The organism is Fundidesulfovibrio soli (assembly GCF_022808695.1).
In the GTDB taxonomy this organism is placed as follows: Bacteria; Desulfobacterota; Desulfovibrionia; order Desulfovibrionales; family Desulfovibrionaceae; genus Fundidesulfovibrio; species Fundidesulfovibrio soli.
Window position 1 is genome coordinate 142133 of the sequence record NZ_JAKZKW010000005.1, and the last position, 26262, is coordinate 168394.

21 protein-coding genes are annotated in these 26262 nt (G+C 67.3%); 11 read left to right on the plus strand and 10 right to left on the minus strand.

Annotated elements, in window-relative coordinates; all coding sequences use genetic code 11:
- The first annotated feature begins 77 nt into the window (after window positions 1-77).
- A complete protein-coding gene (locus MLE18_RS07615; protein WP_243438193.1) occupies window positions 78-1259 on the plus strand; it encodes a GGDEF domain-containing protein in 1182 nt (393 codons plus the stop codon).
- Window positions 1260-1390: 131 nt separating this feature from the next.
- Complete coding sequence (gene nudC / locus MLE18_RS07620) at window positions 1391-2224, plus strand: NAD(+) diphosphatase (RefSeq protein WP_243438194.1); 834 nt, start codon at window positions 1391-1393, stop codon at window positions 2222-2224.
- 174 nt (window positions 2225-2398) lie between these two features.
- Here nudC and MLE18_RS07625 read toward each other — a convergent pair whose 3' ends face one another.
- From MLE18_RS07625 to MLE18_RS07635, 3 genes are read right to left on the minus strand one after another with little or no spacing between them, the layout of a single operon-like run.
- Window positions 2399-4822, minus strand: coding sequence for a putative bifunctional diguanylate cyclase/phosphodiesterase (locus MLE18_RS07625; protein ID WP_243438195.1), 2424 nt, complete (start codon window positions 4820-4822; stop codon window positions 2399-2401).
- 13 nt (window positions 4823-4835) lie between these two features.
- Window positions 4836-5321: a rhodanese-like domain-containing protein gene (locus tag MLE18_RS07630; RefSeq protein WP_243438196.1), complete on the minus strand. Its 486-nt coding sequence runs from the start codon at window positions 5319-5321 to the stop codon at window positions 4836-4838.
- Window positions 5322-5351: 30 nt separating this feature from the next.
- A complete protein-coding gene (locus tag MLE18_RS07635) occupies window positions 5352-5630 on the minus strand; it encodes a rhodanese-like domain-containing protein (RefSeq protein WP_243438197.1) in 279 nt (92 codons plus the stop codon).
- 461 nt (window positions 5631-6091) lie between these two features.
- Here MLE18_RS07635 and MLE18_RS07640 point away from each other — a divergent pair, with 461 nt between their 5' ends.
- From MLE18_RS07640 to MLE18_RS07650, 3 genes are all read left to right on the plus strand, one after another.
- The gene (locus tag MLE18_RS07640) at window positions 6092-7123 is read left to right on the plus strand and encodes a transporter substrate-binding domain-containing protein (protein WP_243438198.1); all 1032 of its coding nucleotides are present in this window, start codon (window positions 6092-6094) and stop codon (window positions 7121-7123) included.
- Window positions 7117-7449 (plus strand): GGDEF domain-containing protein, encoded by a 333-nt coding sequence (locus MLE18_RS07645; protein WP_243438199.1) that lies wholly within the window; start codon window positions 7117-7119, stop codon window positions 7447-7449. The genes MLE18_RS07640 and MLE18_RS07645 overlap by 7 nt, the downstream gene beginning before the upstream one ends.
- A 296-nt stretch (window positions 7450-7745) precedes the next feature.
- Window positions 7746-8198 (plus strand): hypothetical protein, encoded by a 453-nt coding sequence (locus tag MLE18_RS07650; RefSeq protein WP_243438200.1) that lies wholly within the window; start codon window positions 7746-7748, stop codon window positions 8196-8198.
- A 123-nt stretch (window positions 8199-8321) separates the two neighbouring features.
- Here MLE18_RS07650 and MLE18_RS07655 read toward each other — a convergent pair whose 3' ends face one another.
- Window positions 8322-11771: an acyl-[ACP]--phospholipid O-acyltransferase gene (locus tag MLE18_RS07655; protein WP_243438201.1), complete on the minus strand. Its 3450-nt coding sequence runs from the start codon at window positions 11769-11771 to the stop codon at window positions 8322-8324.
- 1 nt (window position 11772) lies between these two features.
- Window positions 11773-13053 (minus strand): amidohydrolase family protein, encoded by a 1281-nt coding sequence (locus MLE18_RS07660; protein ID WP_243438202.1) that lies wholly within the window; start codon window positions 13051-13053, stop codon window positions 11773-11775.
- A 157-nt stretch (window positions 13054-13210) separates the two neighbouring features.
- Here MLE18_RS07660 and MLE18_RS07665 point away from each other — a divergent pair, with 157 nt between their 5' ends.
- Window positions 13211-13822 (plus strand): TetR/AcrR family transcriptional regulator, encoded by a 612-nt coding sequence (locus MLE18_RS07665; protein WP_243438203.1) that lies wholly within the window; start codon window positions 13211-13213, stop codon window positions 13820-13822.
- Window positions 13823-13945: 123 nt separating this feature from the next.
- Here MLE18_RS07665 and purT read toward each other — a convergent pair whose 3' ends face one another.
- Together purT and MLE18_RS07675 are read right to left on the minus strand one after the other, a co-directional pair.
- A complete protein-coding gene (gene purT, locus MLE18_RS07670; RefSeq protein WP_243438204.1) occupies window positions 13946-15127 on the minus strand; it encodes a formate-dependent phosphoribosylglycinamide formyltransferase in 1182 nt (393 codons plus the stop codon).
- A gap of 177 nt (window positions 15128-15304) precedes the next feature.
- Complete coding sequence (locus MLE18_RS07675; RefSeq protein WP_243438205.1) at window positions 15305-15550, minus strand: hypothetical protein; 246 nt, start codon at window positions 15548-15550, stop codon at window positions 15305-15307.
- Between the two features lie 235 nt (window positions 15551-15785).
- On the opposite strand from MLE18_RS07675, the gene MLE18_RS07680 reads away from it, so the two are divergent.
- From MLE18_RS07680 to MLE18_RS07695, 4 genes are all read left to right on the plus strand, one after another.
- The gene (locus MLE18_RS07680) at window positions 15786-17864 is read left to right on the plus strand and encodes a WD40/YVTN/BNR-like repeat-containing protein (protein ID WP_243438206.1); all 2079 of its coding nucleotides are present in this window, start codon (window positions 15786-15788) and stop codon (window positions 17862-17864) included.
- Between the two features lie 156 nt (window positions 17865-18020).
- Complete coding sequence (locus tag MLE18_RS07685) at window positions 18021-20747, plus strand: MGH1-like glycoside hydrolase domain-containing protein (protein WP_243438207.1); 2727 nt, start codon at window positions 18021-18023, stop codon at window positions 20745-20747.
- Window positions 20748-20794: 47 nt separating this feature from the next.
- Window positions 20795-22051 (plus strand): hypothetical protein, encoded by a 1257-nt coding sequence (locus MLE18_RS07690; protein WP_243438208.1) that lies wholly within the window; start codon window positions 20795-20797, stop codon window positions 22049-22051.
- Window positions 22052-22197: 146 nt separating this feature from the next.
- A complete protein-coding gene (locus tag MLE18_RS07695; RefSeq protein WP_243438209.1) occupies window positions 22198-22455 on the plus strand; it encodes a hypothetical protein in 258 nt (85 codons plus the stop codon).
- Window positions 22456-22541: 86 nt separating this feature from the next.
- Here the strand turns inward: MLE18_RS07695 and MLE18_RS07700 are convergent, their stop codons facing one another.
- On the minus strand, window positions 22542-23474 hold the full coding sequence (locus MLE18_RS07700; RefSeq protein WP_243438210.1) for a YceI family protein: 933 nt from the start codon (window positions 23472-23474) through the stop codon (window positions 22542-22544).
- Between the two features lie 191 nt (window positions 23475-23665).
- Between MLE18_RS07700 and MLE18_RS07705 the strand changes: the two genes are divergently transcribed.
- Window positions 23666-24187: a YqhG/Tai3 family protein gene (locus MLE18_RS07705; protein ID WP_243438211.1), complete on the plus strand. Its 522-nt coding sequence runs from the start codon at window positions 23666-23668 to the stop codon at window positions 24185-24187.
- Between the two features lie 267 nt (window positions 24188-24454).
- On the opposite strand, the gene MLE18_RS07710 is transcribed toward MLE18_RS07705, so the two are convergent.
- Both MLE18_RS07710 and MLE18_RS07715 read right to left on the minus strand, forming a co-directional pair.
- Entirely contained in the window at window positions 24455-24817 is a 363-nt protein-coding gene (locus MLE18_RS07710) for a DUF488 domain-containing protein (RefSeq protein WP_243438212.1), read from the minus strand.
- Window positions 24818-25009: 192 nt separating this feature from the next.
- On the minus strand, window positions 25010-26262 hold a 1253-nt coding region (locus MLE18_RS07715; protein ID WP_243438213.1), incomplete at its 5' end, for a nickel-dependent hydrogenase large subunit.

Sequence of the window (26262 nt, forward strand, 5' to 3'; positions counted from 1 at the left end):
TATTATCAACGCCTTGAACGCGCGGCGGCAATGCCGGGCGGGAACGGGATCGATACGCACGCCGGACGGAAAACTCCATGAAGCTCGACATCATGACCCTTCTGGTCATGAACCTCATCATCGTCGCCGTGAGCGTCTGGGCCACGGCAATCCTCTGGGTTGAGCACCGGCGCAGATATCGCGGCACAGGCTTCTGGCTGGCCAGCATGGTCTGCCAGTCCGCCGGCCTGAGCCTGGTGCTGCTCAAGGGACTGGTGCCGGATTACGCCAGCATCGTGCTGGCCAACCTGCTGATCCAGTCCGGCTCGGTGGGCCTGCTCGCCGGGTTCGCCGCCTTCGTGGGGGAGAGCGCCGGACAATGGCGCAACGTCGCGCTCCTGGCCCTGTTCACGGGGGCCATGGCGGTGTTCACCTACCTCCGGCCGGACATGCAGGCGCGCCAGATCACCGTTTCGGTGGTGATAATCCTGATCATGAGCCAGGCCTGCTGGCTGCTGTTCAGGAAGGCTCCGCCCCGTTTCAGGGCCATCACCAATCTCGCGGGCTACGTGCTGTCAGGCTACATCGCGGCCAGCGCGCTGCGCATCGCCATGACCCTGGCCAACCCACTGCACACCAACGATTTCTTCATTTCCGGCGTGGCGGACGCGCTGGCCATCACCTTGTACACCACCCTCAACGCCTGCCTTTCCATCTGCCTGACCCTGGTGGTCAACAGGCGGCTGCTCGCGGACGTCCAGGCCCTGAAGGACGAGATGGAGGTCATGGCCACGCACGACGCCCTGACGGGGCTGCCCAACAGGTCGCTCTTTCGCGACAGGTTTGCGGTGGCGCTGGAGAACGCCAAACGCGGCGGGACCATGCTGGCCGTCATGTCCATAGACCTCGACGGCTTCAAGCAGGTCAACGACACGCTGGGGCACGCCGCCGGCGACGAGCTGCTGGTGCAGGCGGCCGGGCGTATCACCGGCGTCCTGCGCCGGGTGGACACCGTGGCCCGCTTCGGGGGCGACGAGTTCGTGCTCCTGCTCTGGGAGCTGGAAACGGCCCAGGCCGCCGGGCTTGTTGCCGAAAAGGTCCTCGCGTCCCTGCGAAGCCCGTTTCTTCTGGATGGGACGGCCGCTTCCGTCACCGCGAGCATAGGTATCGCCCTGTTCCCCCAGAACGGGGACGACGCCGAGGGGCTTGTCAAGAAATCGGACCAGGCCCTCTATCTGGCCAAGGCGGACGGGAAGGACGGTTTCAGGTTTTCCAGCTGAGCCGGGCCCGCAGGCATCACGCGATGCGCCGCCCTTGACGCGGTGCTCCCCGGGGACGACAAGGGCGGGCCAGGGCCGGGCGCCTCGCTGTCCCGCCCGGGCGAAGTCTCCAATTCACGAAGGGCCGAGGAATGTTTCAGGATATCGATCCCCACACGATCACATACGACCCCGGCAGGGGCGCGCCTGATGGGCAGGACCACGTCGTCTTCGTGAGGGACGGCCAGGTCCTGCTCTGTGACAGCGGCGGCGGGCCGTCGCTCCCCCGGTTCGGGGAGCTGCCGCCCGCGCTCCAGGGCCGGGCGGACGCGCTGACCTACATGTTCTCCATGGATGGCGCGGGTTTTTACGGTTTCACCTCCGAAGCCGAGGCCTTCGGGCCGTTCGGGTATTCGAACATGCGCCTGTTGTTCAGGTTGGAGCCGCCCCAGCTCGCCTTCGCCTGCGCCACGGCGGTCCACATCGCGGCCTGGTACGGCAGGAACCGCTACTGCGGCCGGTGCGCCGCGCCCATGCGGCCCAAGGCGGACGAGCGCGCCCTGGCTTGCCCGGAGTGCGGGGTGGTGAAATACCCGAACATCCACCCCGTGATCATCGTGGGCATCGTGGACGGCGAGTCCCTTCTGCTGGTGAAGACTGCGCGGGGCGAGTACCGCAATTACGGGCTGGTGGCCGGGTTCGTGGAACCGGGCGAGACGCTGGAGGCCGCCCTGGCGCGCGAGGTGATGGAGGAGGTGGGCCTCAAGGTGGCCAACCTGCGCTACTTCAAGAGCCAGCCCTGGGCCTTCTCCCAGTCCCTGCTGATGGGCTTCTTCGCGGACCTGGACGGCGACCCGGCCGTGACGCTGGACACCGCCGAACTGGCGGAGGCGCGTTGGTTCGGCCGGCACGAGCTGCCCGCTGCCGAATCCCTGATGAGCCTCACCTGGGACATGATCGAGGCCTTCCGCAACGGCGGGGCGTGAGCGGCGGCTTGCCGGGGCCGGGCGAGGCGCGCAGGCACGGCGAACCCATCCGGGCGGGGCGACGGGCAGCGCGGCACCGGGTTGCGGAGCCCGGGCCGGAGCAGCCGCGCGAAGGCTCAGCCGATGGCGGCGCAACGGCGGGATGGTCCTGCGCCCCCTCGGGGGCTTGGGCGCTCAGGCCATCTGGAGTTGCGGCACGCCGAACTCTATGAAGGCGTCCATGTCCTGGGGGCTCAAGGGGCGGGAAAAATAGAAACCCTGCACCAGCCTGCACCCCAGGCTGAGCAACAGCGCGACCTGCCCGGCGTTCTCCACCCCTTCCGCGACCACCTCCTTGCCCAACGTCCTGGACATGGCCAGCACCAGCTGGACCATGTCCTCGGTTTTCTTGTCGTGGCAGAGCCTGGTGATGAACGAGCGGTCGATCTTGAAGGTGTCCACGGGGAAGTCGCGGAGGTTGCCAAGGGAGGAGTAGCCGGTCCCGAAGTCGTCCAGGGAGAGGCCGACCCCCAGGTCCTTGAGCCTGTTCATGATGCTCAGGGCGTTGATGGTGCTGGCCATGAGCATGGTCTCCGTGATCTCCAGGTTCAGCAGGTGAGCGGCCAGCCCGTTGGCGTTCAGTTCGCGCGCAACCTCCTGGACCAGCCCGGCGTTGCAGAACTGCTTGGGCGAGAGGTTCACGTGCACGATCAAGGACTGCCCGGGGCCGAGGGCCCTGTTCCAGCGGGCCGCGTATCCGCAGGCCCGGGCGAGCACCAGCCTGCCCAGCGGCAGGATCAGCCCGGTCTCCTCGGCCAGGGGGATGAACTTGGAGGGGGGGATGGCCCCATGATCCGGGTGGCGCCAGCGGGCCAGGGCCTCGAAGCCGTGGAGCCTGCCCGTTTCCAGCTCCATGATCGGCTGGAAGTATACCTCGATTTCCAGCCTTTCGATGGCCTGGCGAAGGTCCAGCTCCATGTTCAGGACGCGCAGGGCCTGTTCGCCAAGGCGCGGAGTGTAGACCTTGAACTTGCCCGCGCCCTTCTTCTTGGCGTCGTACATGGCGATGTCGGCGTCGCGCAGGATGTCCTCGGGCTTCTGCCCCTTGGGGTTGATCGAGATGCCGATGCTCGCCTGGACGATGAGCCCGAACCCGGACACCGAGATGCGTTTCGATATGCGGGCCCTGATCCGCTTGACCACCTGGATGACCTCCCGCCGGGTGCGCAGGTTCTCCAGCAGGATGGCGAACTCGTCGCCGCCGAGTCGGGCCACCGTGTCGCCGTCGCGGACGCACTCCCCGAGGGTGCGCCCGAAGGTCTTGAGCACCTCGTCCCCGCACTCGTGCCCCAGGCTGTCGTTGATGATCTTGAAGCGGTCGAGGTCCAGGAACACCACGGCGAAGAAGTAGTCCGGGTTCTTGCGCGAGGCGATGATCGCTATTTCCAGGCGGTGCAGGAGGTGCGTCCTGTTGGGCAGCCCGGTGAGCGTGTCGTTGAACGCCAGGGAGGTGAGCTGGCCCATCTGACTGCCCAGAGTCCCGGCCATGGTGTTGAAGGTGATGAAGACGGCCTGGAATTCGTCGAACCATGCCGAATCCGCGTCCACCCGGTGCCCCAGGTCCTTCTGGAGCATGTGGGCCTCGCTGGCGATGCGCTTCACCGCCTTGGACAGCTGGGAGCAGTAGGCGATGAACAGGACCGCGAACACCATGATGACGGCGATGAAGGTGGTCTGGAGAATGTCCGACCGGAGCTGGGCCTTGCGCACCTCGGCGTCCTGTTCGGCGAGGAATTTCAGCGTGGTGACATTCAGGGCCGCCTTGCTCTCGGCCAGCTGCCGCAGGAGGCGCACGCGCTCCCTGGCCATCTCCACCAGCCCGGAAAAGGACTGCTCGAAGTTCTTGCCCGTGAGCAGCAGTTCCTCGATCAGCAGGCCGTCCTGCGCGTCCAGGGAGTAGTCCTCGAAGGAGGAGATCGAAGCGTTGAACCGGGCCATGTGTTTGTGGAAGAGTTCCCCGACCCCCTCCGGCCCGGCCTGCTGCAGCTTGAAGAACACGGCGTGGATGTCGAAGAGGGACGTATAGATGTTCAGGGACTCGCGGATGATGGACAGCTCCGTGTTGGCGGACTCGTTCAGCCTGCGCCGGGAGTCGCGGTCGGAGGGAGAGGCCACCGAGATGGCCTCGCGGTTGACCAGGTTCTGCAGGTAGGCGGCATGGTGCTGGTGGATGTAGCGGATGGCGTCCGTGATATCCAACAGCTTGGAGAAGACCCTGGTGTGTTCGTCCTCCATGCGCCGGGTCAGGGTCAGGAGCTGGTCGAAAACGGCACCGCGCGTGGCCAGCATCTGTTCGACCTCGGGGGTCAGTTGGCCCTTGAAGTTCTCGGATACCCGCAGGTGCCCGGAGGGCATCGCGAGGGTCTCGCCCCGCAGGGCCGCCTCCTCGTCGGCGTCGAGGCTGCTCAGGGCCTTGTCGAGCCGGAGCGCCTCCTGCGTCCGCTCCTGAATGTGGGAGTCGACCCGTTTCAGCACCAGCATGGAGATGGCCAGCCCCACGAGCAGGCACATCAGGACCACAAGCTGGTAGAGGCGGGTTCCTATGGAGGGCAGAGGCATCGTCTTCCCTAGGCTATTCTATGGGCAGCTTGCTCTTGATCCATCCGCGCATGCCGAACTCCAGACCCTTCACATTCGTGTAGCCGAACAGGCTCAGGTAGCGCATGGCTACATCGTCCCGGTTGCCCGTCTCCGTGATGGTGACCACGAGCCCCTCCTTGGGTATGCGGGCCCGCTGTTCCGGCAGGCGCACCTCGTCCAGCAGGCAGGTGATCACAGGGCAGCGCGTCTTGATGCGCTTCAGGCCGCCGTCCGCCTCCTCCAGCGAGTTCTCGATGCGGAAGTCGAGGATGGTCAGCAGCGGGTTGCCGTTTTCGTCCGTGCAGTTCTCGCTGCGCTGCATGATGGCGTAAACCTCCTCCCCGGTGACCATCGCGCCGGAATATTCCGGCAGGGGTTCGATGGAGGCCACGGGCAGCCCGGCCTTTTTCCAGTCCTTGATGCCGCCGTTGTAGATCTTGATGTTCGTGTAACCCTGGTTCTTGATGGCGACCGCCACCTTGTAGGCGAATACTCACCTGGAGCCCATTCAGTAGAAGACGAGGCACTTGGCCTTGTCGCCGCCGAGCACGGGCTCGTAGTCGGCCACCCGGGTCCAGGGCAGGCTCACGGACCCGGGGATGTGCTCGTGATGGTAGATGATGTCGTCCAGGGTGTTGACCAGCAGGAAGTCCTCGCCGGTGCCCGCCTCGCGGGCGGTGAGCATCTCCCGGACCTGTTCGGTGGTCACGATGTCGAAACGGTCGAAGGCGGACGCAGGGAACGGCCACAACAGGAACGTCATCAGGGGGACCATGAGGAATTTCATCGATCTGCCCTCGCAACGCGTTGAGGTTGTCCAGTAGTCCTGACGCCATCCACATTGCGGAGATGTACGGCACACGCAACGGCCGGGCGTCGCCCGCGAGGGCTTGCCGCCTGGCTGCTTGCCCCAGAGCTCCGGCCGTGCGTGCAGATGTGCGCCCCGGGTCGCGATCCGCAACCCGTTTGGTTTGAGTGACCATGAATATCAATTTGAGTCGACGTGGCAACAGAAATATTCGCCAAGCGGCATCGTCAATGGGGTAGGCGCCGGTGCGGCGGGGAGGCGCGTCCCGAATTGTCTGTCCGAGGACGGGCTTGAATATTCGGGGCCTTCGGGTGCATGTTCATCCCCGTGGCGGGGCAACGCCGCCTGCGGGCCGTCCGGCTCGCCAGGCATCAACAACAAGGCGTAGGCTGCTTCCGGGGGCGATTGTGCGAACAGGTTGGTTGTGGAGGGCTCTGGCCTTGACCCGCACCGTCTCCGGCGTGACGTTCGCCCTTGCGGTCATGCTGTCCACGCTGGTCTTCCCTGCCCCGGGGCTTTGCGCGGAGGCGGCGTTGACCGACCTGGAGCGCTATTACCTCGAGAAGGAAGGTGATGTGGCGCTCTGCGTGGATCCAGACTGGGTCCCCTTCGAATCGATCAACGAGAAGGGTGAGCATGAGGGCATAGCGGCCGACCTGCTCAAGCTCGTTTCGGAGAGGACGGGCCTGCGTTTCCGCCTGGTCCCGACAAACTCTTGGGAGCAGAGCCTGGACTACTCCAGGAACGGTCGGTGCCAGGCCCTGAGCTTCCTCAACGAGACCCGCGCCAGGAGCGAATGGCTGTCGTTCAGCGAGCCAATATTCACGGACGTCAACGTCTTCATCACCCGCGAGGAGCACGACTTCATCTCGGACCCGGGGGGCCTGGTGAACGAGACCCTGGTGCTGCCCAGGGGCACCTCCATCGAAGAGTTCATCAGGAAGGACTACCCCAACATCAAGGTCGTCATCGTGGAGAGCGAGGCGGACGCCTTCAGGATGGTCTCGGAGCGCAAGGCGGACATGGCCCTGCGCTCGATGATCATGGCCGCCTACACCATCAAGAAGGGGGGCTGGTTCAACCTCAAGATCGCGGGCCAGCTGCCGGAATACACGAACAAGCTGCGCGTCGGCCTCGTGAAGGACAAGGAGAAGCTGGTCGGCATCGTCAACCGCGGCATCAGGTCCATCAGCGGTCAGGACCGCGGGGCCATCGTCAACAGGCACGTCTCCATCAACGTGCAGACCGTGGTGGACTATTCCCTGCTGTACAAGGTTTCCGCGGTGCTGCTGGGGGTCGTGGCCCTGGCCGGCGCCTGGGTCTGGCAGCTCAGGAGGCACAACAGGGAGTTGGAGCGCATCTCCAGGACCGACGCCCTCACGGGTCTGGCCAACAGGACCAAGCTCAACGCCGTGGTGGCTACGAGTGCGCCAGGGCCAAGCGCAGCGGGCGGCCCCTCTCCCTCGTGCTGATCGACCTGGATTTCTTCAAGCTCATCAACGACGAACTGGGGCACCTGGCGGGCGACCGCGTGCTCGCGGAAGTCGGGGCGCTGCTGCGGGCCAACGTCCGGGATATCGACGTGCCCGGCAGGTGGGGCGGCGAGGAATTCCTGATCGTGTGCCCCGAGACGGACGCCGAAAGCGCGCTCAAGGTCGCGGAAAGGATCGTGGCCGTGATCGCTGGGCACGGCTTCTCAAGCAAGAGGCCGCAGACGGCCAGCGCCGGGGTGGCGGCCCTGGCCGATGGCGACGAGCCGGACGGCCTGCTCTCCCGGGCGGACGCGGCCCTGTACTAGGCCAAGAAGGGCGGCCGCAACCGCTCCTGTTGCGCCTGAGCGCGCCGGAAACGGCGGCTCCCTGATCCGTCCGTTCTCGGGGCGGAGCGCCTCCTCATCCCGCGGGCCCCAGCGCGCTCCGTACAGGAATCCCTGGAGACCGCCCAGGAGCGCCGCCTGCCGAAGTGACCCAGTTTGCTCCAAGCGGATTCGCTGTTCCTAAGGGCCTTCGGCCCGTGTTACGGCATGGCAGCCCGGCCATGATTTCCGCTCCGGCCGGGACTGCTCAGGCATGGCCACCGCGGCGGGGAGGCTCCATGAAGAGGATGAGACGGACGGTCGCATACGCCGCCCTGGCGGCGCTGGCGCTTGCGGGCTGCGCGCCCAAGACCAGCGACGGGGTGGATCTGGCCAAGGGCTTCGGGGTGAGGGTAGGTTTCAAGGCCGTGGAGATGTGCCAGAACATCTCCCCCGAGATGCACATCGACAACATCCCGCCCGAGACCAAGAAACTCAACGTGAAGGTGCTCAACTTCGAGTTCGGGTCCGAGATATTCAACCAGGATTTCGGCTTCACCACCACCAATACGGGCCTTTACATCAACGGGGCCCAAGCCATGGTGCCCAAGGGATCGATGTACGGGCCCGGGCAGATGCCCTGCCCCAAGGAGAAGCCGGGCCAGGTGCAGGTGCAGGTCAAGGCCCTGGACGCCAGGGACCGCGAGCTGGCCAAGATTTCCGTGACCAATAGCGTCGAACCCGCTCCCTGAACGGGCCGCGCGCAGCCTTGAGGCCGAAGTGCGGCCCCAGACGCCCGCGGCTGTGCGCGGATATCGGAACGAAAGAGGCCGCCCGGTGACGGGCGGCCTCTTTGCGTTGGTTGGCCGGTTCGGCTATTCGCCGCCTCCCCCCTCCCGCCGGGCCGCCTCGGCCGCCTCCACCAGGGCTTGCACGCTCACGTAGTCGGTCTTGCCGTTGCCCAGCAGCGGCATCTTCCCCAGTACCTGAATGGCCTTGGGCGCCATGAGCTCCGGCAGGCCCGCCGCCCGGAAGTGCGCCAGTATCTCGGAGCGCGTGGCCCCGGCATTTGTGGTGGCCAGCACCAGGCGCTCGCCCTTGCCGCCATGCAGGGCGACGACGGCGTGGGCCTGCTTGGGCCAGAGCGCGGAGATCTCGCTCTCCACCCGGCCCAGGGGCACCATCTCCCCGCCCACCTTGGCGAAGCGCTTGGCCCGGCCCAGGATGCGCACGTAGCCTGCCTCATCCACCGAGACGATGTCCCCGGTGTCGTACCAGCCGTCCGCGGGCGGCTCCAGCACGCCGGGCTTCGAAGCCCACAGGTAGCCGAGCATCACGTTGGGGCCTTTGACCCACAGGCGGCCGCCTTCCTCCACGCCGGGAACCGGCTCCACGCGGCGTTCGATGCCGGGCAGCAGGCGGCCCACGGTGCCCGCCTTGTAGTGCATGGGCGTGTTCACGGCCAGCACCGGGGCGGTCTCGGTGGCCCCGTAGCCCTCCAGGATGCGCAGCCCGAACGCCTCCATCCACTGCCGCCGGGTCTCGTCGCGCACCTTCTCCGCGCCCGCGAACACGTAGCGCACGCTGTAGAAGTCATAGGGCGAGGCCACGCGCGCGTAGCCGGCCAGGAAGGTGTCCGTGCCGAAGATGATGGTGGCGTTGGTGTCGTAGGCCATCTCGGGCACGATGCGGTAGTGCAGGGGCGAGGGGTAGAAGAAGGTGCGCAGCCCCGAAATCAGCGGCAGGATCATGCCGCCCGTGAGCCCGAAGGAGTGGAACACGGGCAGGGCGTTGAAGACCACGTCCGAGGCGGAGAAGGCCACCCGCGCCGCCAGCTGGCCGCAGTTGGCCAGGATGTTGGCGTGGGAGAGAGCCACGCCCTTGGGCGCGCCCTCGGAGCCGGAGGTGAAGAGGATCACGGCCGGGTCGTCGCAGGAGCGGCGCAGCCCCGGGGCGAACCTTTCGGGGAGGAGCGACGCGCCCAGCCCGTACAGCCTGTCGGCCAGCCCCATCCGCGCCTTGAGGTCCTCCAGGAAGACGAGGTTCACCTTGGCGGCCAGGGCCTCGGCCAGGGCCTGCAGTCCGGCCTGCTCGATGAAGCGCCGTGAGGTCAGCACCGTGGCGATGCGCGCCGTGTCGCAGGCGGAGAGCACGTTCTGCACGCCGGAGGTGAAGTTGAGCATGGCCGGGACGCGTCCGAAGGCTTGGCAGGCGAAGAATGCCACGGCCGAGGCGTTGGAGTTGGGCAGCATCAGGCCCACGGTCTCGCCCGGGGCGGCCATGGCGGCCACGCGTCGTCCCAGGGCCATGACCCCGGCCGCGAGCCTGCCGCAGCTCAGGGGCGAGCGGTTCACGTCCTCGCAGGCCACGGCCCCGCGCCCCCGGGTGCGCATGGCCTCCAGCAGGGCGGCGAAGAGGGTGCGGCGGCGGTCGTAGGTGGCGAACATCATGTCGGACATGATGTCGTAGAGCTTGAGCCCGATGACGCGGCGGCGCTCCCGCCCCTTGGCCCCTTCGGGCAGCTCGAAGCGCTGCGGGGGCTGGACCGTGATGGTGATCTTGGGGAACAGGCGGCGGCGCACCTTGCCCCCCAGGCGCGAGAAGGGCGTGTACTGCGCGCCCTCGATGCGCACGGGCACCAGGGGCGCGTCGGCCTTGTCGGCGATCATGCCCGGCCCGGCGTAGACTTTCATCAGCGCACCGGTGGTGGTGATGCGCCCCTCGGGGAAGATCACGCAGACCCGCCCGGCCTGCACGGCCTGGATCAGGCCCCTGGTGGCCATGGGGTTGGTGGGGTCCATGGGGAAGGCCTCCACCAGCCTGAGGAAGGGCCTAACCCACCAGAGCCGGGCCACGAAGCTGTTCACCGCGAACACGGGCCGCCCGGGCAGGAAGGCCGCCAGGAGCACCGGGTCCAGGAAGGAGACGTGGTTGACCACCACCACGGCCCGCTCCCCGGCGGCCAGCAGGTTCTCAACGCCCCGGACCTCCACGCGGTAGAGCGCCCTGAGCAGCCAGACGAAGAAAGCCTTGAACAGGGCGTCGGGCAGCAGCTTGCAGATGTACACGGCCACCGCCAGGGTGGCCACGGCCACGGCCAGGAAGACCTGCTCCACCCCGAAGCCCAGGGCCAGCATGCCCGCCCCGGCCAGGGAGGCGGCCACCATGAAGGCCGCGTTCATGATGTTGTTGGCGGCCACGATGCGCGCCCGCTCGTGCTCCTCGCTGCGGGCCTGGAGGATGGCGTAGAGCGGCACGATGTACACGCCGCCGGCCACGGAGAACAGCAGCAGGTCCGCCAGAACCCGCCACGCGCCGGGCATGGCCAGCAGGGCGGAGAGCCCCATGACCGGAGCCTCGGCGGGCAGGTGCGCGAAGTGGGCCGAGGAGAGCCAGAGGTCGAAGGCGAAGGCGCTCATGGCCAGGGCGGCCAGGGGCACGTGCCGGGCGGAGATTTCGCCCTTGAGCATCCGGGAGCACAGCGCCGAACCCAGGCCGATGCCCACGGAGAACACGGTGAGCATGAGCGTCACGGCGTGCTCGCCCGCGTGGAGCACGTCCTTGGCGAAGGCCGGGAACTGCGAGAGGTAGGTGATGCCCACCAGCCAGAACCAGGAGATGCCCAGCACCGAGAGGAACACGTCGCGCCTCTTTTTGGCCAGGCCCATGACCGCGAAGGTCTCCCGCAGGATGTGCGGGCTCACGGTTACGCCCCTGTCGCCGGGCCTGGCCTTGGGCAGCATCAGGCTGGCCGCGAAGCCCAGCGCCGCGAAGCCCACGAGCATGACGCAGATGGTGGCGATGCCGCCCTGCTCCAGCACAAGCATGCCCCCGGCGATGGTGCCCAGCAGGATGGCCAGGAAGGTGCCGCCCTCGATGAGCGCGTTGCCGTCCACCAGGTCGCCCTCGGGCAGCTGCTCGGGCAGGATGGCGTACTTGAGCGGCCCGAAGAACGTGGCCTGGGCGCCCAGCAGGAAGAGCACGGCCAGCATCCCGGATACGCTTTCGGCCAGCAGGGACCAGGCCCCCAGCGAGACGATGGCGATCTCCGCGAGCTTGACCAGCCGGATGAGCCCGCTCTTCTCGTAGCGGTCGGCCAGTTGCCCGGCCGTGGCCGAGAACAGGAAGAAGGGCAGCATGAACAGGCCCGAGGCGATGTTGACCAGCACCTGCGGAGGCATGGCCGAGGCCTCGCCCAGGCGGTAGATCACCAGGATGGCGATGGCGTTCTTGAACACGTTGTCGTTGGCCGCGCCCAGGAACTGGCTGACGAACAGGGGCCAGAAGCTGCGCTTGCCGAGCACGCGGGTGATGCCTGCGTTCATACTACAAACCTCCCGGGAAATTGGCCGCGGCCGGGGTCACTGCCGGCTCGGGCGCGCCTCGCCAGATGAATGCGGCGTGCTCCACGAAAACGGAGGCCGGAAAGCGCGCCCCGGTCTTCGGGTGGCGCAGGGTGCGCTTGAGCACGAAATCGAAGAGCAGGGGGTTGGCCCTGTAGATCTCGCCAAGCTGGCGGCGCTCGCGGTCCGTCAGAAAACCCGCCAGCCATAAAACACGCGGCTGCATGAAGATGTCAACGGCGGGGAGCGGATAGTCGCTGCCGTTTATGAGCCTCGGGTGCAGGTCGGCGCGCTCCAGCAGGATCTTGAGGTCGCCGGTGCTGCGGGCGGTCTGGGCCAGCATGGAGATGTCGCCGTAGAGGCGGCCCGTGTAGCGCGGGTCGTCCATCATGCGCAGGAAGAGGTCGAAGTTGCGGGCGCGGCGGCCCGGGTTGTCCAGATCCTCACTGGTGCCCCGGTTCCCGGCGTGGGCCATGATCACGGTGACGCCCAGGTCCAGGGGGCGGCGCAGCAGCAGGGGGTTGCCCAGGCGCTGGTCCGTGGAGGCCACCGAGGCCTCGTGTCCGGTGTGGCAGAGCAGGGCCATGCCGTGGCGGATCATGGCGCGATAGAAGGGGTCGAAGCCGGGGTCGGAGGGGTCCATGCCCTGGGAGTTGGGCAGCCACTTGATCACGCGCACGCCTTGCGCGGCAAGGCTCTCCAGCCGGGCCAGGGCGTGCGGGTCGCTCGGATGCACCGAGGCCACCGGGACGAAGGTGTCCGGGTGGCTGCGGGCCAGGTCCAGCACGTAGCCGTCGGGGATGCGGAACTCGGTGCGCGCGAAGTCGCGTTCGCCGCCGGGGGTGTAGCGGCAGTCGAAGGCCAGCACGGCCAGCCTGGGCTCCACGGGGAAATCGCGGGCCAGGGCCAGCAGGCGCGCCACGTACTGCTGGTCGGCCAGGGCCGGGTCCTTCACGCCGGAAGCGGACAGCACCATGTCCGCCTTGAGGCGGGACCAGGGGCGCAGCCAGCTGCGCAAAGCCGGGCTGGCGTACACGCCAGTGCCGCCCGTGCCCAGGCCCAGGATGTGCACGTGGCAGTCCAGGGGCCTGCGGCCGTCCAGGTCCGCGAAGGCGCGGTCCACCAGGGCCTGGGCGCCTGGGCTCAGGGGCTTGGCGCTGCGTGCGGGGCTCTCCCCGGTCCTGGCGGCGGGCGTTGCCTGGGCCTGGGAGACGAAGGGGATGAAAAGTGCGGTCAGGGCTGCGAGTACGATACCGGCATGCATGGGTGCCTCCTTGTTTTGAACATTGTTCAAAATGGTGCCGCTTGTTTATTGAACAGCGTTCAAAATCGGAATAGCTTGCTTCTGAACAATGTTCAATATAATTTTCATCCATCCGCGAAGTTCCGGCCCGGACCCCGGAAGCGGCAGGAGGCGAGGCATGGCCAGACGGTCGGACCACACCCGCGAGCAGTTGACGGAGCTGGTGCTGGGCGAGGCGCAGCGGCTGGTGGAGGCAGAGGGCTTCAAGGCCCTCACGGCCAGGCGCGTGGCCGAGGCGGTGGGCTACTCCCCGGGTACGCTCTACAACCACTTCAAGAATCTGGATGACCTGGTGGTGCAGGTGAACGCGCGCACCCTGGAGCTGCTGGACGGCGAGCTCGCCGGGGCCGCCCCCACGGGCGACCCGCAGGCCGACGCCCTGGCCCTGGCCCTGGCCTACTTCGCCTTCGTGGAGCGCCACCCCAGGCTGTGGGAGCTGCTCTTCGAGTACCGCCTGGGCCAAGGCTCGGAGCTGCCCCGGTGGTTCACAGGCAGGATCGAGGCCATTTTGGCCCGCATGGCCCGGGTGCTTGCGCCGCTGTTCGCGCCCGGAGATACGGCCGGGGTGGAGGAGGCCGTCCAGGTGCTCTGGGCCAGCCTGCACGGCATCGGCTCCCTGGCCACCAGCGGCAAGCTGGAGGTGGTCACGGCGCGCAGCGCGGCCCAGCTGGCGCGCTCCCTGGTGGTGCACTACGTGGGCGGGCTCGGGGCCGCAAGGAGTGGGGAATGACCGGAGCGAGGGGCTCCGATGGACGGGCGACAGGCGCGTGAAGGTCGCGAAATCCGAAGGGTAGGGCAGCCCGCACAGTGAAGCCGGGGCGCGGGCTGGCCCGCGCCCCGGCCGCGCGGAGGCCTAGAGTTTCACCGTGACGTGCGAGGCCGCGCGGATGGCCTTGGCCTTGGCCTCCTCCACGTCCTTGCCCAGGGCCAGGGCCACGCCCATGCGCCTGGCGCCGTGCACCTCGGGCTTGCCGAACAGGCGCAGGGAGGTGTCCGGCTCGGCCAGGGCCTCGGGGGCGACCTCAAAGGCCGGGGCCGTGCTGTCGCCCTCGGCCAGGATCACGCGGGAGGCTGCCGGGCCGTAAAGCCGGATGGCCGGAATGGGCAGGCCCAGGATGGCTCGCACGTGCAGGGCGAACTCCGAGAGGTCCTGCGAGATGAGCGTGACCATGCCCGTGTCGTGCGGCCGGGGCGACACCTCGGAGAAGAGCACCATGTCGCCCTTGATGAACAGTTCCACGCCGAAGATGCCGCGCCCGCCCAGGGCTCCGGTGACGGCCTTGGCCATGCGTTCGGCCTCGGCCAGGGCCGCGGCGCTCATGGGGTGGGGCTGCCAGGACTCGCGGTAGTCCCCCTTCTCCTGCCGGTGGCCGATGGGCTCGCAGAAGCTTACGCCCCCGGCGTGGCGCACGGTGAGCAGGGTGATCTCGTAGTCGAAATCCACGAACCCTTCCACGATCACGCGGCCCGCCCCGGCGCGCCCGGCGGTCTGGGCGTACTCCCAGGAGGCCGCGGCCCCGGCCGCGTCGCGGGCCACGCTCTGGCCCTTGCCCGAGGAGGACATCACCGGCTTGACCACGCAGGGGAAGCCCACGGCCTCGCAGGCGGCCAGGAATTCCTCCTTGGTGTCGGCGAAGCGGTAGGGCGAGGTGGCCAGGCCCAGCTCCTCGGCGGCCAGGCGGCGGATGCCCTCGCGGTCCATGGTCAGTCGGGCGGCGCGGGCCGTGGGCACCACGGTGACTCCCTCGGCCTCCAGGGCCAGCAGCTCCTCGGTGGCGATGGCCTCGATCTCGGGCACCACGAAGTCGGGCTTCTCCTGCTCGATGACGGCGCGCAGGGCGGCAGCGTCGAGCATGCTCACCACGTGGGAGCGGTGCGCCACCTGCATGGCCGGGGCGTTGGGGTAGCGGTCCACGGCGATGACCTCGACGCCGAGGCGCTGGGCCTCGATGGCCACCTCCTTGCCCAGCTCGCCGGAGCCGAGCAGCATGATCCTGGTGGCCGAAGCCGTGTTGGGCGTGCCGATGCGGGCCATGGAAACCTCCTGAAGGGGGAAATTCGAAAGGGCGCAGCCTACCCGGAAGCGTCGTGGAGGACAATACGCCGCCCGGGGGCAGGCGGCGTGGGCCAGACATATGGGCCAGACAATGGGGCGAAACAGGGGAGCCGGAATGAACAGGCCGGAACGGCATGGGCCGAAACGGAGCGAGGGCTACCGCGCCGCGCCGGAGCCCAGCAGGGCCTTGGCGTCCTCCCATTCCTGGGGCGGGCACCTGCCCTCTTCGATGATCTCGAAGAACTCCCCCGGCCCCAGGTGCAGCAGGGGGCTGTCCGGGTGCTGGTGCCTGAGCCAGGTGGGGGCCTCGCGGGCTTCCTGCTCGGAGTCGGCTGTGAAGAACGTCACAGGGGTCCTGTGTCCGGCTTCGCCGCAACGGTAGAGGAGGTAGGTCTTGGGCATGGGGCCTCCAGGGTCGCTTGGCCGCGCCGGAGACGTCCCGGCGGGCGCGCGTGGGTGGAATCCTGGCCCAATGGTAGCCGAATTATAACTCCAGGTCTTCCCCCAAGGCTTCAGGAAGGGCCCTGACCCATTCACAGCCCGGCAGAGGAGTGCTATGCCGGGGGCAAGCATGACCAGTCGTTCCCATGCGTTTGCGGTACAACTCAAGCTGTAAACACCCCTGCGGAGCGTCGCCATGTTCACAAGACCGGCCTTCCTCGCGCTGATCGTGTCGCTGCTCGCCCTGGCTCCCGCCTTCGCCCGGGCCGACGCACCCTGGAAGCTGCTCAACTACGCGCCCACCGCCAACACGCTCCTGTCGGTCTACACTCCCGATGCCGGATCCACGGTCTACTTCGCCGGCGACGGCGGTGTGATCGTGAAGAAATCCGGCACCGCCTTCACGCTGATGGACACCGGCACCATGGCCCCGTTGCGCGGCATTTCCGGGTCGGGGCCCGCCGACATATGGGCCGTGGGCGGAAGCTCCTTCACCGAGTCGACCACCGACGCCGAGCGCAGCGTGCTGCTGCACTACAACGGCCAGACCTGGACGCGCACCACGCCGCCCTCCCTGCAGGGCCTGGCCCAGAACTACGTGGTCAACGGGGTCTGGGTCAGCCCCACGGGCAGCGCCTTCGCCGTGGTCGAGTACTACAACGCCCCGGCGCGATTCGACGCGGGCCAGAACAGGTGGGACTTCGAAGCCCTGACCATAGACTACCAGGCGCACCCCAACGCCCGGTCCGACTTCTCCTGCTCGTCCATCTTCGGCTTCTCGGATACCGACGTCTACGCCGTGGGCTCCTACGGCACGGTGCTGCACCGCGACGCCTCGGGCTGGAAGCTCATGGCCCAGTTCGAGACGGACGGCGGCTCCGGGGGCACCTTCACCTTCAACCTGCTGGAGAGCGTCTGGGGTCCCGGCGCGGGCACGGTGTTCGCCAGCGGCAACTTCGGCCAGATGTACATGCTGGACAACACCGCCCAGACCCCGGCCTGGAGCATGGTCAACCAGGGCGGCGGGCTGTTCAACGGCTACGATCTGGCGGCCATGAGCGGCACCGGCCCGAACGACGTGTGGCTCGCGGGCCTGGGAGGGACGCTGCGCCACTGGACCGGCGCCGTGAACCAGCTGGGCAATTTCGACACGGTCCCCTTGTCCGGTCGGCACGCCATCACCAGGCTCACGGGCAACAGCTACCTCCTGGCGGGCGACCTGGGGCTCATCGAATCGTTCAACGGGGCCACGGCCGCGCGCACGGCCCTCTCCAGCAAGACCACGGCCGGGAACAACCTGTCCTGGGGCGGCGCGGGCCTGGGCTCCCGGTTGTGGCTCGCCCCCATGTACATCTCCCAGGCCACGGGCATCTATTCCTGGAGCAGGGGCAAGCTGCAAAGCCACCCCGTCGCGGGATTGAACGACAGTTTCCTGCGGGCCTTCAAGGTCTTCGCCTCCAACGACATCTGGCTCTCTGCCGTGGCCTTCAGCGACGGCGCCAATTACCTGAAGCGCTTCAACGGCTCCACCTGGTCCGACTGGCAGCCGCCCGGCTTCTTCGGGCAGGCCCAGGCCATCAACGGGGTGGCCAAGGCGGCGGGCGGCTACGCCGTCCTGCTGTCCTCCAACAACCTGGGACAACCCTGCTTCGCGGGCGCGGCCTCCACCACCTGCCTCGACCAGTTCGACCCGAACTCCTACACCTACTCCGACATCGCCGCCGGGCCGGACGGGAGCGTCTACGCCGTGGGGCAGGAAGGCCGCCTGGCGATCTGGCGCAACGGGACGTGGACCACCAGCATCGTGGGCGCGCAGGGCCTCTCCCCCAAAGACGGCCTGACCGCGGTGGCGGCGGGTCCGGGCATGGTGGTGGCCCTGGGCGAGAACCAGGCCGCCTTCTACTCCACCGACGGCGGCTCCAACTGGCAGCCGGTGGCGGGCATCACGCGGCGCCCCCCGCAGGAGGCCGGCCCCCTGGCCTTCTTCAGGAGCGTGGTCCACGCCGGGAACGGGGTGTTTTGGGCCGCGCTCATCACCAACGGCGGCTACACGGACGGGGGCAAGTCCTACCTGTACCGCATCCAGAACGGCGTGGCCGAACTGGTGCAGGGCGGGTTCAGCTCCATGGTCTACAATCTCTCCAGCGCGCCGGAGCAGCAGGCGCTGTTCGGCGTGGGCGAAAACGGCGTGATCTGGACCACCAACCCGAACTTCCGGGAGCCGGGGTTGTCCCGGGGCCTGCCCGGGGCCTTGATGCTGCTGGTGAACCAGTAGGCGGGCGGCTCACATACGGGCTGGAGCGGGTCTCCCGCCTGAAAAGGCCCCCGGCCGTTGCCGGGCGCAGCGCGTGATGGGCTGGGCTGTCCGCGAAGGATGACCGGAATGCCGGGCGTACGTTTCCGCAAAACCGCAACGCAGGGGGCAGGCTTCATGACCACCGAGGAGAAGCGCAGGCTGACGGAAGCCAAGGAGGGCGGCGTTCCCTGGAGGTATTGGGGGCCCTACCTGAGCGATCGCCAGTGGGGCACGGTGCGCGAGGACTACAGCCAGGACGGCGACGCCTGGAACCACTTCAGCCACGACCAGGCCCGCTCCCGGGCCTACCAGTGGGGCGAGGACGGCCTGGCCGGCATAAGCGACAGCCACCAGGTGCTCTGCTTCGCCCTGGCCCTGTGGAACGGGCGCGACGCCATCCTCAAGGAGCGCCTCTTCGGGCTGACCAACAGCGAGGGCAACCACGGGGAGGACGTGAAGGAGTACTACTTCTACCTCGACAGCACGCCCACGCACTCCTACATGAAGTACCTCTACAAGTACCCGCAGCAGGACTTCCCCTATGAGCAGCTGGTGCGGACCAACTCCCGACGCACGCGCCTGGAGCCGGAATACGAGCTGCTTGACACCGGCGTCTTCGACCAGGACCGCTACTTCGACGTGTTCGTGGAATACGCCAAGGCCTCGCCCGAAGACATCCTCATCCGCGTCACCGTGTGCAACCGTGGCCCAGAGGCGGCCGTGCTGGACGTGCTGCCCACGCTCTGGTTCCGCAACACCTGGTCCTGGCCGGAGGGGGGCTCCCGCCCGGTGCTCCAGGCCGTGGACAGGGGCTTCGGCAAGGAGATCCTGGCCCGCCACACCGACCCCTTGTTCCTGGAAAGCCTGCCCGAATACGTGCTCAGCTGCGAGGCGGACCCGGAGCTGCTCTTCACCGGGAACGACACCAACCGCGCCAGGCTCTACGGAGAGTCCAACGGGACGCCCTTCGTCAAGGACGGCATCGGCCGCTGCGTGGTGCATGGCGAGCGGGATGCGGTGAACCCGGGCCTGACCGGCACCAAGGCCTCGGCGCGCTACCGCGTGCTGGTGGAGCCCGGCGCCGGAGCCGTGCTCAGGCTGCGGCTGCGCCCGGGCGGGGCTGCCGCGGAGCCCTTCGGCGAGGACTTCGACGAGCTGTTCGCGCTGCGCGAGCACGAAGCGGACGAGTACTACGCGGCCCTGACCCCCAGGCAGGCAAGCGAGGACGAGGCCCGCGTGCTGCGCCAGGCCCTGGCCGGGATGTTCTGGTCCAAGCAGTATTATTATTTCGACGCGGACAAGTGGCTCGAACAGCACCATGCCCATCCGCTGCACCGGCAGGAGCGGGCCAGCCGCAACCGGGAGTGGTTCCACATGGTCAACGACCACGTGATCTCCATGCCCGACAAATGGGAATACCCCTGGTACGCCGCCTGGGACCTGGCCTTCCACGCCGTGGCCATGTCCTCGGCGGACCCGGACTTCGCCAAGGAGCAGCTGGAGCTCATGCTGCGCGAGAGCTACATGCACCCCAGCGGCCAGCTGCCCGCCTACGAGTGGAACTTCAGCGACGTGAACCCCCCCGTGCATGCCTGGGCCGCCCTGTTCCTGTACCTCACGGAGAAGTCCAGGGACGGCAAGGGGGACACGGAGTTCCTGCGGCGCTGCTTCAGCAAGCTGACCCTGAATTTCACCTGGTGGGTCAACCGCAAGGACCGCTTCGGCAAGAACGTCTTCGAAGGCGGCTTTCTGGGGCTGGACAACATCGGCGTGTTCGACCGCAGCGCCTCCCTGCCCACGGGCGGCCACCTGGAGCAGGCCGACGGCACGGCCTGGATGGCCTTCTTCTGCCAGAACATGATCGAGATCAGCGCGGAACTGGTGGAGGAGGACCCCTTCTACGAGGACCTCTGCACCAAGTTCCTGGAGCACTTCCTGTGGATCGCCAACGCCGTCAACCAGGGAGGCGGCGAAGGCATGTGGGACGAGGAGGACGGCTTCTACTACGACATCCTGCGCCTGCCCGACGGCTCGGCCCAGCGGCTCAAGGTCCGTTCCATGGTGGGGCTGCTGCCCCTGTGCGCGGTGACGGTGATCGAGCCCTGGCAGCGTGAGCGCATGCCCCGGGCCGCAACGTCTGTCGTCAGGCTCATGCGGCGCATGCCCGAGCTGCTGGAGAGCATTCACCTGACTGGGCCGGGCCACTACGGCCACGGCGGGCGCGGCATCATCGCCCTGGTCAACGAGCAGCGCCTGCGGCGCATCCTCGCCCACATGCTCGACGAGGAGGAGTTCCTGAGTCCCCACGGCATCCGGGCTCTCTCCCGCCACCACCTGGGGCGCCCATACAAGTTCATGGCCAACGGCGACGAGTACCGGGTCGGCTACCTCCCGGCCGAATCGGACACGGGCATGTTCGGGGGAAATTCCAACTGGCGCGGGCCGGTCTGGATGCCCGTGAACGTGCTCATCGTGCGCGCGCTGCTCAACTACTACACCTACTACGGGGACACCTTCAAAATCGAGTGCCCCACGGGCTCGGGCAGGATGATGAACCTCTTCGAGGTCGCCCGGGAGATCGCTTCTCGGCTCACGCGCATCTTCCTGCGCGGGGAGGACGGCCGCAGGCCCGTGTTCGGCGGGGCGGACAAATTCCAGACCGACCCCCACTGGCGCGACAACATCCTGTTTTACGAGTATTTCCACGGGGACAACGGCGCGGGCATCGGCGCGAGCCACCAGACCGGGTGGACGAGCCTGGTGGCCAAGCTCATAGAGATTTTCGGGCTGATCGACCCCGAAACCTACCTGGAGCGCGGCAAGCACAGCGCCCTCAGGAAGGATGTGAAACCAGGGCCCTGACGGCCCGCAACCGCGGCAAGAACCTTTCGCAAAAGGAAAAGACGGAGATGAAGACGCATCGCGCGGCCTGGGGGGCCTTGCTGGCCTCCCTGGCCCTGACGGCCCTGCTCTCAGCCACGGCCCTGGCCCAGGAAACCGAAACGCCCCCCACTTTCGAGGCCCGGGCCGTGCTGCCCAAGGCCGTCCTCTCAGGGCCGTCCTACAACGTGGACAGCGTCGTGACCAACGACGGCTACCTCAACGCCTACACCATCCACTCCCGCTACGGGGATTTCCGGGCCGAGTCCACGGCGCTGCTCTACACGCGCATCGCCGAGATCGCCGCCATGGACAAGATGGAGCAGCTGGCGGGCACGTCGGCCTTCGGCGGCTCCCTGCTGGGCAAGGGCAAGCAGACCGTCCAGGGCGCGGTGAACCTGGTCACGGACCCGCTGGACACCGTGGGCGGCGCGCTCTCCGGGGTGGGCAAGATGTTCGTGCGCGCCCAGGAGAGCCTGGTGGAGAGCACCCCAAGCAAATACGAGGACGGCCGCCTCCAGAACCTCATCGGCTACTCGCAGACCAAGCGGGACTACGCCAAGCAGTTCGGCGTGGACCCCTATTCCACCAACCCTGTGCTCCAGGCCAAACTCAACGCCATTGCCGAGGCGGGTTACGCCGGGAGCATCACCGGCTCCGCGCTGCAGGCCCTGATTCCCGGCGGCGTGGGCGTGGCGGTTTCCGGCGTGAGCGGCACGGCCTTGATGGGCAGCGTGGACGTCTCCGTGCCCCCCACCGACCTGCGCAGGCAGAACCGCCAGGCGCTCCTAGACGCGGGGGTGCCCGAATCCCTGGCCAGGCTGTTCATCAACAACGAGCAGTTCACCCCCACCCAGCAGACCGTCATCGTCAAGGCGCTGTCCTCCATGCGGGGCACGGAGGGCTTGGCCGAGTTCGTGGAGTTCGCGGCGGGCACCCAGGAACAGGACGTGGCCCTGTTCCGCCAGCGCATGGCCCGCATGTACGCCGGGTACGACAACACCGTGGCCAACCTGGCGCGTTTCGTGCGCCTGGGCAGGTTCGTGGGCGCGCAGCGCGGCGACGGGACCCTGGTGCTGGCCTTCCCCCTGGACTATCTGGTCTGCACCAGGACGAACGCCTCCATCATCGAGGCCATGGCGGGAAGGGCGCGCGAGCTTTCCGCCAGTGGCGTGGAATTGTGGCTGACCGGCAAGGCCAGCCCCATGACGAAAAAACTTCTCAAGCGCATGGGCTGGCGGCTCAACGAGGAGAGCGGCAAAAGACTCCTCGGGACCTGGTATTGAGGGGCGCCCTGACAGGGCCGAGGACAATTGACTTGTGGCGCAAAATGTTTGCGGGTATTGTAAGAACTGTTTGGCATTTCATAATAGATCCGATCGACGGGGCCTCTATGAAACCCGCCAAAACAACCAACACCTAGGAGTATGGCATGAAGATTCTCGCCGCTGTCGCTCTCTCGCTTCTCCTCTCTGCCGGAATGGCCTTCGCCAACGCCGACGACGCCAAATGGATCGCCCAGTGCCTCAAGGACAACAAGGACGCCAAGGTGCCCGTTGAAGTCATCACCAAGTACTGCACCTGCATGAACAACAAGATGAGCGACAACGAGACCCAGTCCATCACCCAGTGGGAGAAGACCCACCCCAAAGAGCGGGCCGAGTGCGACAAGGAGTCCGGCTGGAACTAGGCCGAGCCTCCTGCTCCTGATCAGAAACGGCGGGGCCGGGTGAAGAACCCGGCCCCTTTTTGTTGCGGAACGTTGGCGGGAGGGGCTCAGGCCAGCACGAGCCTGATCTCCACCGAGATGTGGTCGTACACCACGTGCATGCCCAGGTGCCTGAAGAACCTGGCCGAGCCGTAGATCACGCCCCAGTCCGTGCGGTCGAAGTCGAAGTTGGCGTGCAGGCCGATCTTGCCGTCGTCGAGCATGCGCAGGTGGGCCGGGAAGAAGATGGTCTTGCCCACGCCCCGCAGGGAGAGCTGGCCGGTCATCACGTAGTTGGGCCTGGTGGCGGTGCCCTCGGCGGCGGGGGTGGCCTCCGTGAGGGTGAACACGGCCGTGGGGAAGAGAGAGACGAAGAAGAAGTCGTCCGAGGCCAGGTGGGCCTCCAGTACGTCCTTGAGCGGGTCGCCTTCGAGGTTCTTGTCGGCGATGCTGGTCATGTCGATCTCGAAGATGCCCTTGAACCCGCTGCGCACGCCCTGGGTGAAGTCCATCTCCGCCTTGGAGACGGAGAGGGTGCCGTGGTGGCTGATGTTGTGGTTGCGGCCTGTCCAGAGGATGGCCGTGTCGCCGCTGGTGAGCTTGTAGAGCCTGGGTTCGGGGGCGAAGGCCGGGAAGGGCTGGTCCAGCGTCCGGGCCGCGCTGCCCTCCAGGACGTAGCCCGCCTCGGCGCACTCCTCGATGCCGCCGGGGAAGACGGAGATGTTGGCGTATCCGGCCCGGCGCAGCTTCTGGGCCGCGGTGTGAACGTCCATCGAGCCAGCGCCCGCGCCCGCGAGGATGATGGGCATGGACTTGTCGGGCGCCAGCTTGGCGACCTCGTCCAGGAAGACCACCTGGTACACGCAGGCGTTGAGCGCGCCCGGGATGTGGCGGCGCTCGAAATGCTCTGGGGGAAGAACGTCAATGAGCGCCGCGCCGCCGGATTCGACCGCCAGCCTGACATCCTTCAGCGTCAGCTCGGGAAAGTTCTCGGTGGTCATGGATGCCTCCTGGGGATGGCCCGGGATGATAATGGTAGGCGCTCAATAGCAGAACGGATGGGTTTTGAGAAGCGGCACGGGCGCAGAAACATGATTCCGTACCTGGACCTATGCCGTTCTATGCAAGGGCGAGCATTCCCCATATGAGGCGGAAGAGAACCCGTCACCCGATTTACGTGAGGAGTGCACCCATGATCTCGAGAGCAAGCATCGATTTCCGTCGGCTGGCATTCCGTTGCCTGGTGCCGCTGGTGTGTTTCCTCCTGGCCGGTCCAGTCCACGGGCGCTGCGCGGCGGACGAATCGGAAGCCATCCTGCAGGTATATCGGCCGCTGCTTGCGGAATACTCGCGGCTGGTTCTGGGAGTGCGGGACTCGGAGGCCATCGCATTCGCGCTGGAGAAGAACATGGCCTCCACCGCGTTGCAAAAGCTGTTCAAGGCCGAACAGCGGCTCAGGAACAAGGAAGGGATGGGGCGGCTCGACTTTGACCTCTTCTTCAACGCCCAGGACGAGTGCGGCAAGCCGTTGCGTATTCTGGGCCTGACGCTGGAAACGCAGGTAGCCCTCCTGACCGTGAGCAACGGCTGCAAGGGGATGAAGCCCTACGTGTTCGTCCTGGTCAAGGAGTCGGGCCGCTGGGTAATAGACGACGCCCGGTATGACGTCGACGGCAAAATCTGGACCCTGCAGGGCATCCTGAAAGCGAAATAGCCCTCCCCGGGTGGGTTCCAGCGCCGGGTCCGCCAGCCGGTGCCAGGAGTCCCGTGCCCGGCGCACGCGGCGGGCCTGCCTGCCCACCCCTGCCCTGGCGCGGTGGCGGATTGGGCTAACAGTCCGCTGAAAAAGCAGATTTTCGCAGCCCGTTCAAAGCAACCTCTGGCAAGGCGCGAGAAAAAGCCAAACCCGGCGTGTAGTTTTCCCACGCGAGGGTTTGGCTTTTTGGAGCAACGATGTCAGCAGGAATCATGCGACAGGCTGTCAAACGCCTGCGCCCAGCCGCTCCAGATAATCCTTCAGCACCAGCGCGTGGTTCCGTTCCCGGTCCCGGGCCGCGTAGAGCAGCGTCACCGTGCCTTCCCGGGCCTCGGCGGCGACCCTGGCGGCCAGGGCGGCGGCTTCCGGGGCCTCCAGCTCCTGCCGGTAGCGCGGGGCGAAATCCTCCCAACGGGTGGGGTCATGGTGCAGCCAGGCGCGCAGGGCGCCACTCGGGGCCAGGTCCTTGAGCCAGCCGTCCAGCGGCAGGGCCACCTTGGCGATGCCGCGCGGCCAGAGCCTGTCCACCAAATAGCGCTTGCCATCCTCGGGGGAGGGTTCGTCGTAGACGCGTTTCACCAGCAGCATGGGCGCACCCTCGGTTTGTTGTTCCGTCCCCGGCGAAGGCCGGTCCGGCCACGGCGCAGGCCGATCCTGAGGTGTCACGCTACCCCGGCGGCGCGTGTCGGGCAACCCGCCGGGAGGGATTTCCGCCTGCGCGACAAAACAGAGGGGGCTCCTTGCGGGAGCCCCCTCTTCTCGTTGATTGGCGTCAAACGGCTAGCGCACGGTGACCAGGGTCTCGGCCTTGCCCTCGGCGTCGATCAGGTGCACGCCGCAGGCGATGCAGGGGTCGAAGGAGTGCACCAGGCGCAGGATCTCCAGGGGGCTGTTGGAGTCCGCGATGGGCACGCCCACCATGGAAGACTCCACGGCACTGGAGGCGCCCTGTGCGTCGCGAGGACCGAAGTTCCAGGCCGAAGGCACCACCATCTGGTAGTTCTTGATCTTGGAGGTGGCGTCGGTGGACAGCCAGTGGCCCACGGCGCCGCGCGGAGCCTCGCCCAGGCCGACGCCCGTGCTGTTGGCGGGCACGGTGTTGCTGGCGTAGGTGCTGAGGTTGTTGGCCGCGATGTTGCTCTTCAGGGTGTTCAGCCAGCCCACCATGGCGTCGCCGATGACCTTGGTCTCGATGGCGCGGGCAGCGGTGCGCCCGATGACCGAGAACATGTCGTTCATGGTCAGTCCCAGGGTGGAGAGCAGGGAGTCCACGGCGGCCTTCACCTGGGCCTGGCCCTTGCCGTAGGCAATCAGCACGCGGGCCAGGGGTCCGACTTCCATGGGCTTGCCCTGGTAGCGCGGGGCCTTGAGCCAGGAGTACTGGGCCGACTGGTTGTAGCCGGTGTAGTTGGGCGAAGTCACGCCAGAGGCCGGGTTGAGCGGGGTGGAGGTGTTGTACCAGGCGCGGGAGACGTCCTCGGTGATGGAGGCCGTGTTCACGGCGGCCACGCTGCCCACGTTGCGGCCCATGATGACGCCGCCGGGCATCAGGCAGTTGCCCGTGCCGTACTTGTCCAACGGGAACTCGCCGAAGGCCAGCATGTTGTCGAACCCGCCGATCTTGGCCCACTCGGGGTACTGCTTGGCCAGGTAGACCACGTCAGGGATGTAGAAGTTCTTGATGAAGTCGTTGGTGGCGGTCAGCTGGGTGGCGAAGTTGGTGATGTTCGCCGCCACGGCCAGCTCGTTGCCGCTGGTCACGCCGCCGGGGATGGTGACGTGGGGGTGCGGGTTCTTGCCGCCGAACAGGGCCATCATCTTGGCGGTGTTGGCCTGCTGGGCCAGGGCCTGGAGGTAGTGGGCCACGAACAGCAGGTTCGCTTCCGGCGAGAGCTTCATGGCCGGGTGGCCCCAGTAGCCGTTGGAGAACGGCCCCAGCTGCCCGGAGCTGACCAGGCCCTGGAGCTTGGTCTGCACGGCCGCGAAGTCGATGGACGGGGCCGAGGGGGAAACCTGGGCCGCCAGGGTCGCGG

Bases quoted from the DNA above. Each gene is read 5' to 3' on its own strand.
- MLE18_RS07680 (WP_243438206.1), top strand. From the start codon at position 15,786: ATGTTCACAAGACCGGCCTTCCTCGCGCTGATCGTGTCGCTGCTCGCC.
- MLE18_RS07665 (WP_243438203.1), top strand. From the start codon at position 13,211: ATGGCCAGACGGTCGGACCACACCCGCGAGCAGTTGACGGAGCTGGTG.
- purT (WP_243438204.1), bottom strand. From the start codon at position 15,127: ATGGCCCGCATCGGCACGCCCAACACGGCTTCGGCCACCAGGATCATG.
- MLE18_RS07660 (WP_243438202.1), bottom strand. From the start codon at position 13,053: ATGCATGCCGGTATCGTACTCGCAGCCCTGACCGCACTTTTCATCCCC.
- MLE18_RS07705 (WP_243438211.1), top strand. From the start codon at position 23,666: ATGATCTCGAGAGCAAGCATCGATTTCCGTCGGCTGGCATTCCGTTGC.
- MLE18_RS07690 (WP_243438208.1), top strand. From the start codon at position 20,795: ATGAAGACGCATCGCGCGGCCTGGGGGGCCTTGCTGGCCTCCCTGGCC.
- MLE18_RS07685 (WP_243438207.1), top strand. From the start codon at position 18,021: ATGACCACCGAGGAGAAGCGCAGGCTGACGGAAGCCAAGGAGGGCGGC.
- MLE18_RS07700 (WP_243438210.1), bottom strand. From the start codon at position 23,474: ATGACCACCGAGAACTTTCCCGAGCTGACGCTGAAGGATGTCAGGCTG.
- MLE18_RS07650 (WP_243438200.1), top strand. From the start codon at position 7,746: ATGAAGAGGATGAGACGGACGGTCGCATACGCCGCCCTGGCGGCGCTG.
- MLE18_RS07710 (WP_243438212.1), bottom strand. From the start codon at position 24,817: ATGCTGCTGGTGAAACGCGTCTACGACGAACCCTCCCCCGAGGATGGC.
- MLE18_RS07635 (WP_243438197.1), bottom strand. From the start codon at position 5,630: ATGAAATTCCTCATGGTCCCCCTGATGACGTTCCTGTTGTGGCCGTTC.
- MLE18_RS07675 (WP_243438205.1), bottom strand. From the start codon at position 15,550: ATGCCCAAGACCTACCTCCTCTACCGTTGCGGCGAAGCCGGACACAGG.
- nudC (WP_243438194.1), top strand. From the start codon at position 1,391: ATGTTTCAGGATATCGATCCCCACACGATCACATACGACCCCGGCAGG.
- MLE18_RS07695 (WP_243438209.1), top strand. From the start codon at position 22,198: ATGAAGATTCTCGCCGCTGTCGCTCTCTCGCTTCTCCTCTCTGCCGGA.
- MLE18_RS07615 (WP_243438193.1), top strand. From the start codon at position 78: ATGAAGCTCGACATCATGACCCTTCTGGTCATGAACCTCATCATCGTC.
- MLE18_RS07625 (WP_243438195.1), bottom strand. From the start codon at position 4,822: ATGCCTCTGCCCTCCATAGGAACCCGCCTCTACCAGCTTGTGGTCCTG.
- MLE18_RS07655 (WP_243438201.1), bottom strand. From the start codon at position 11,771: ATGAACGCAGGCATCACCCGCGTGCTCGGCAAGCGCAGCTTCTGGCCC.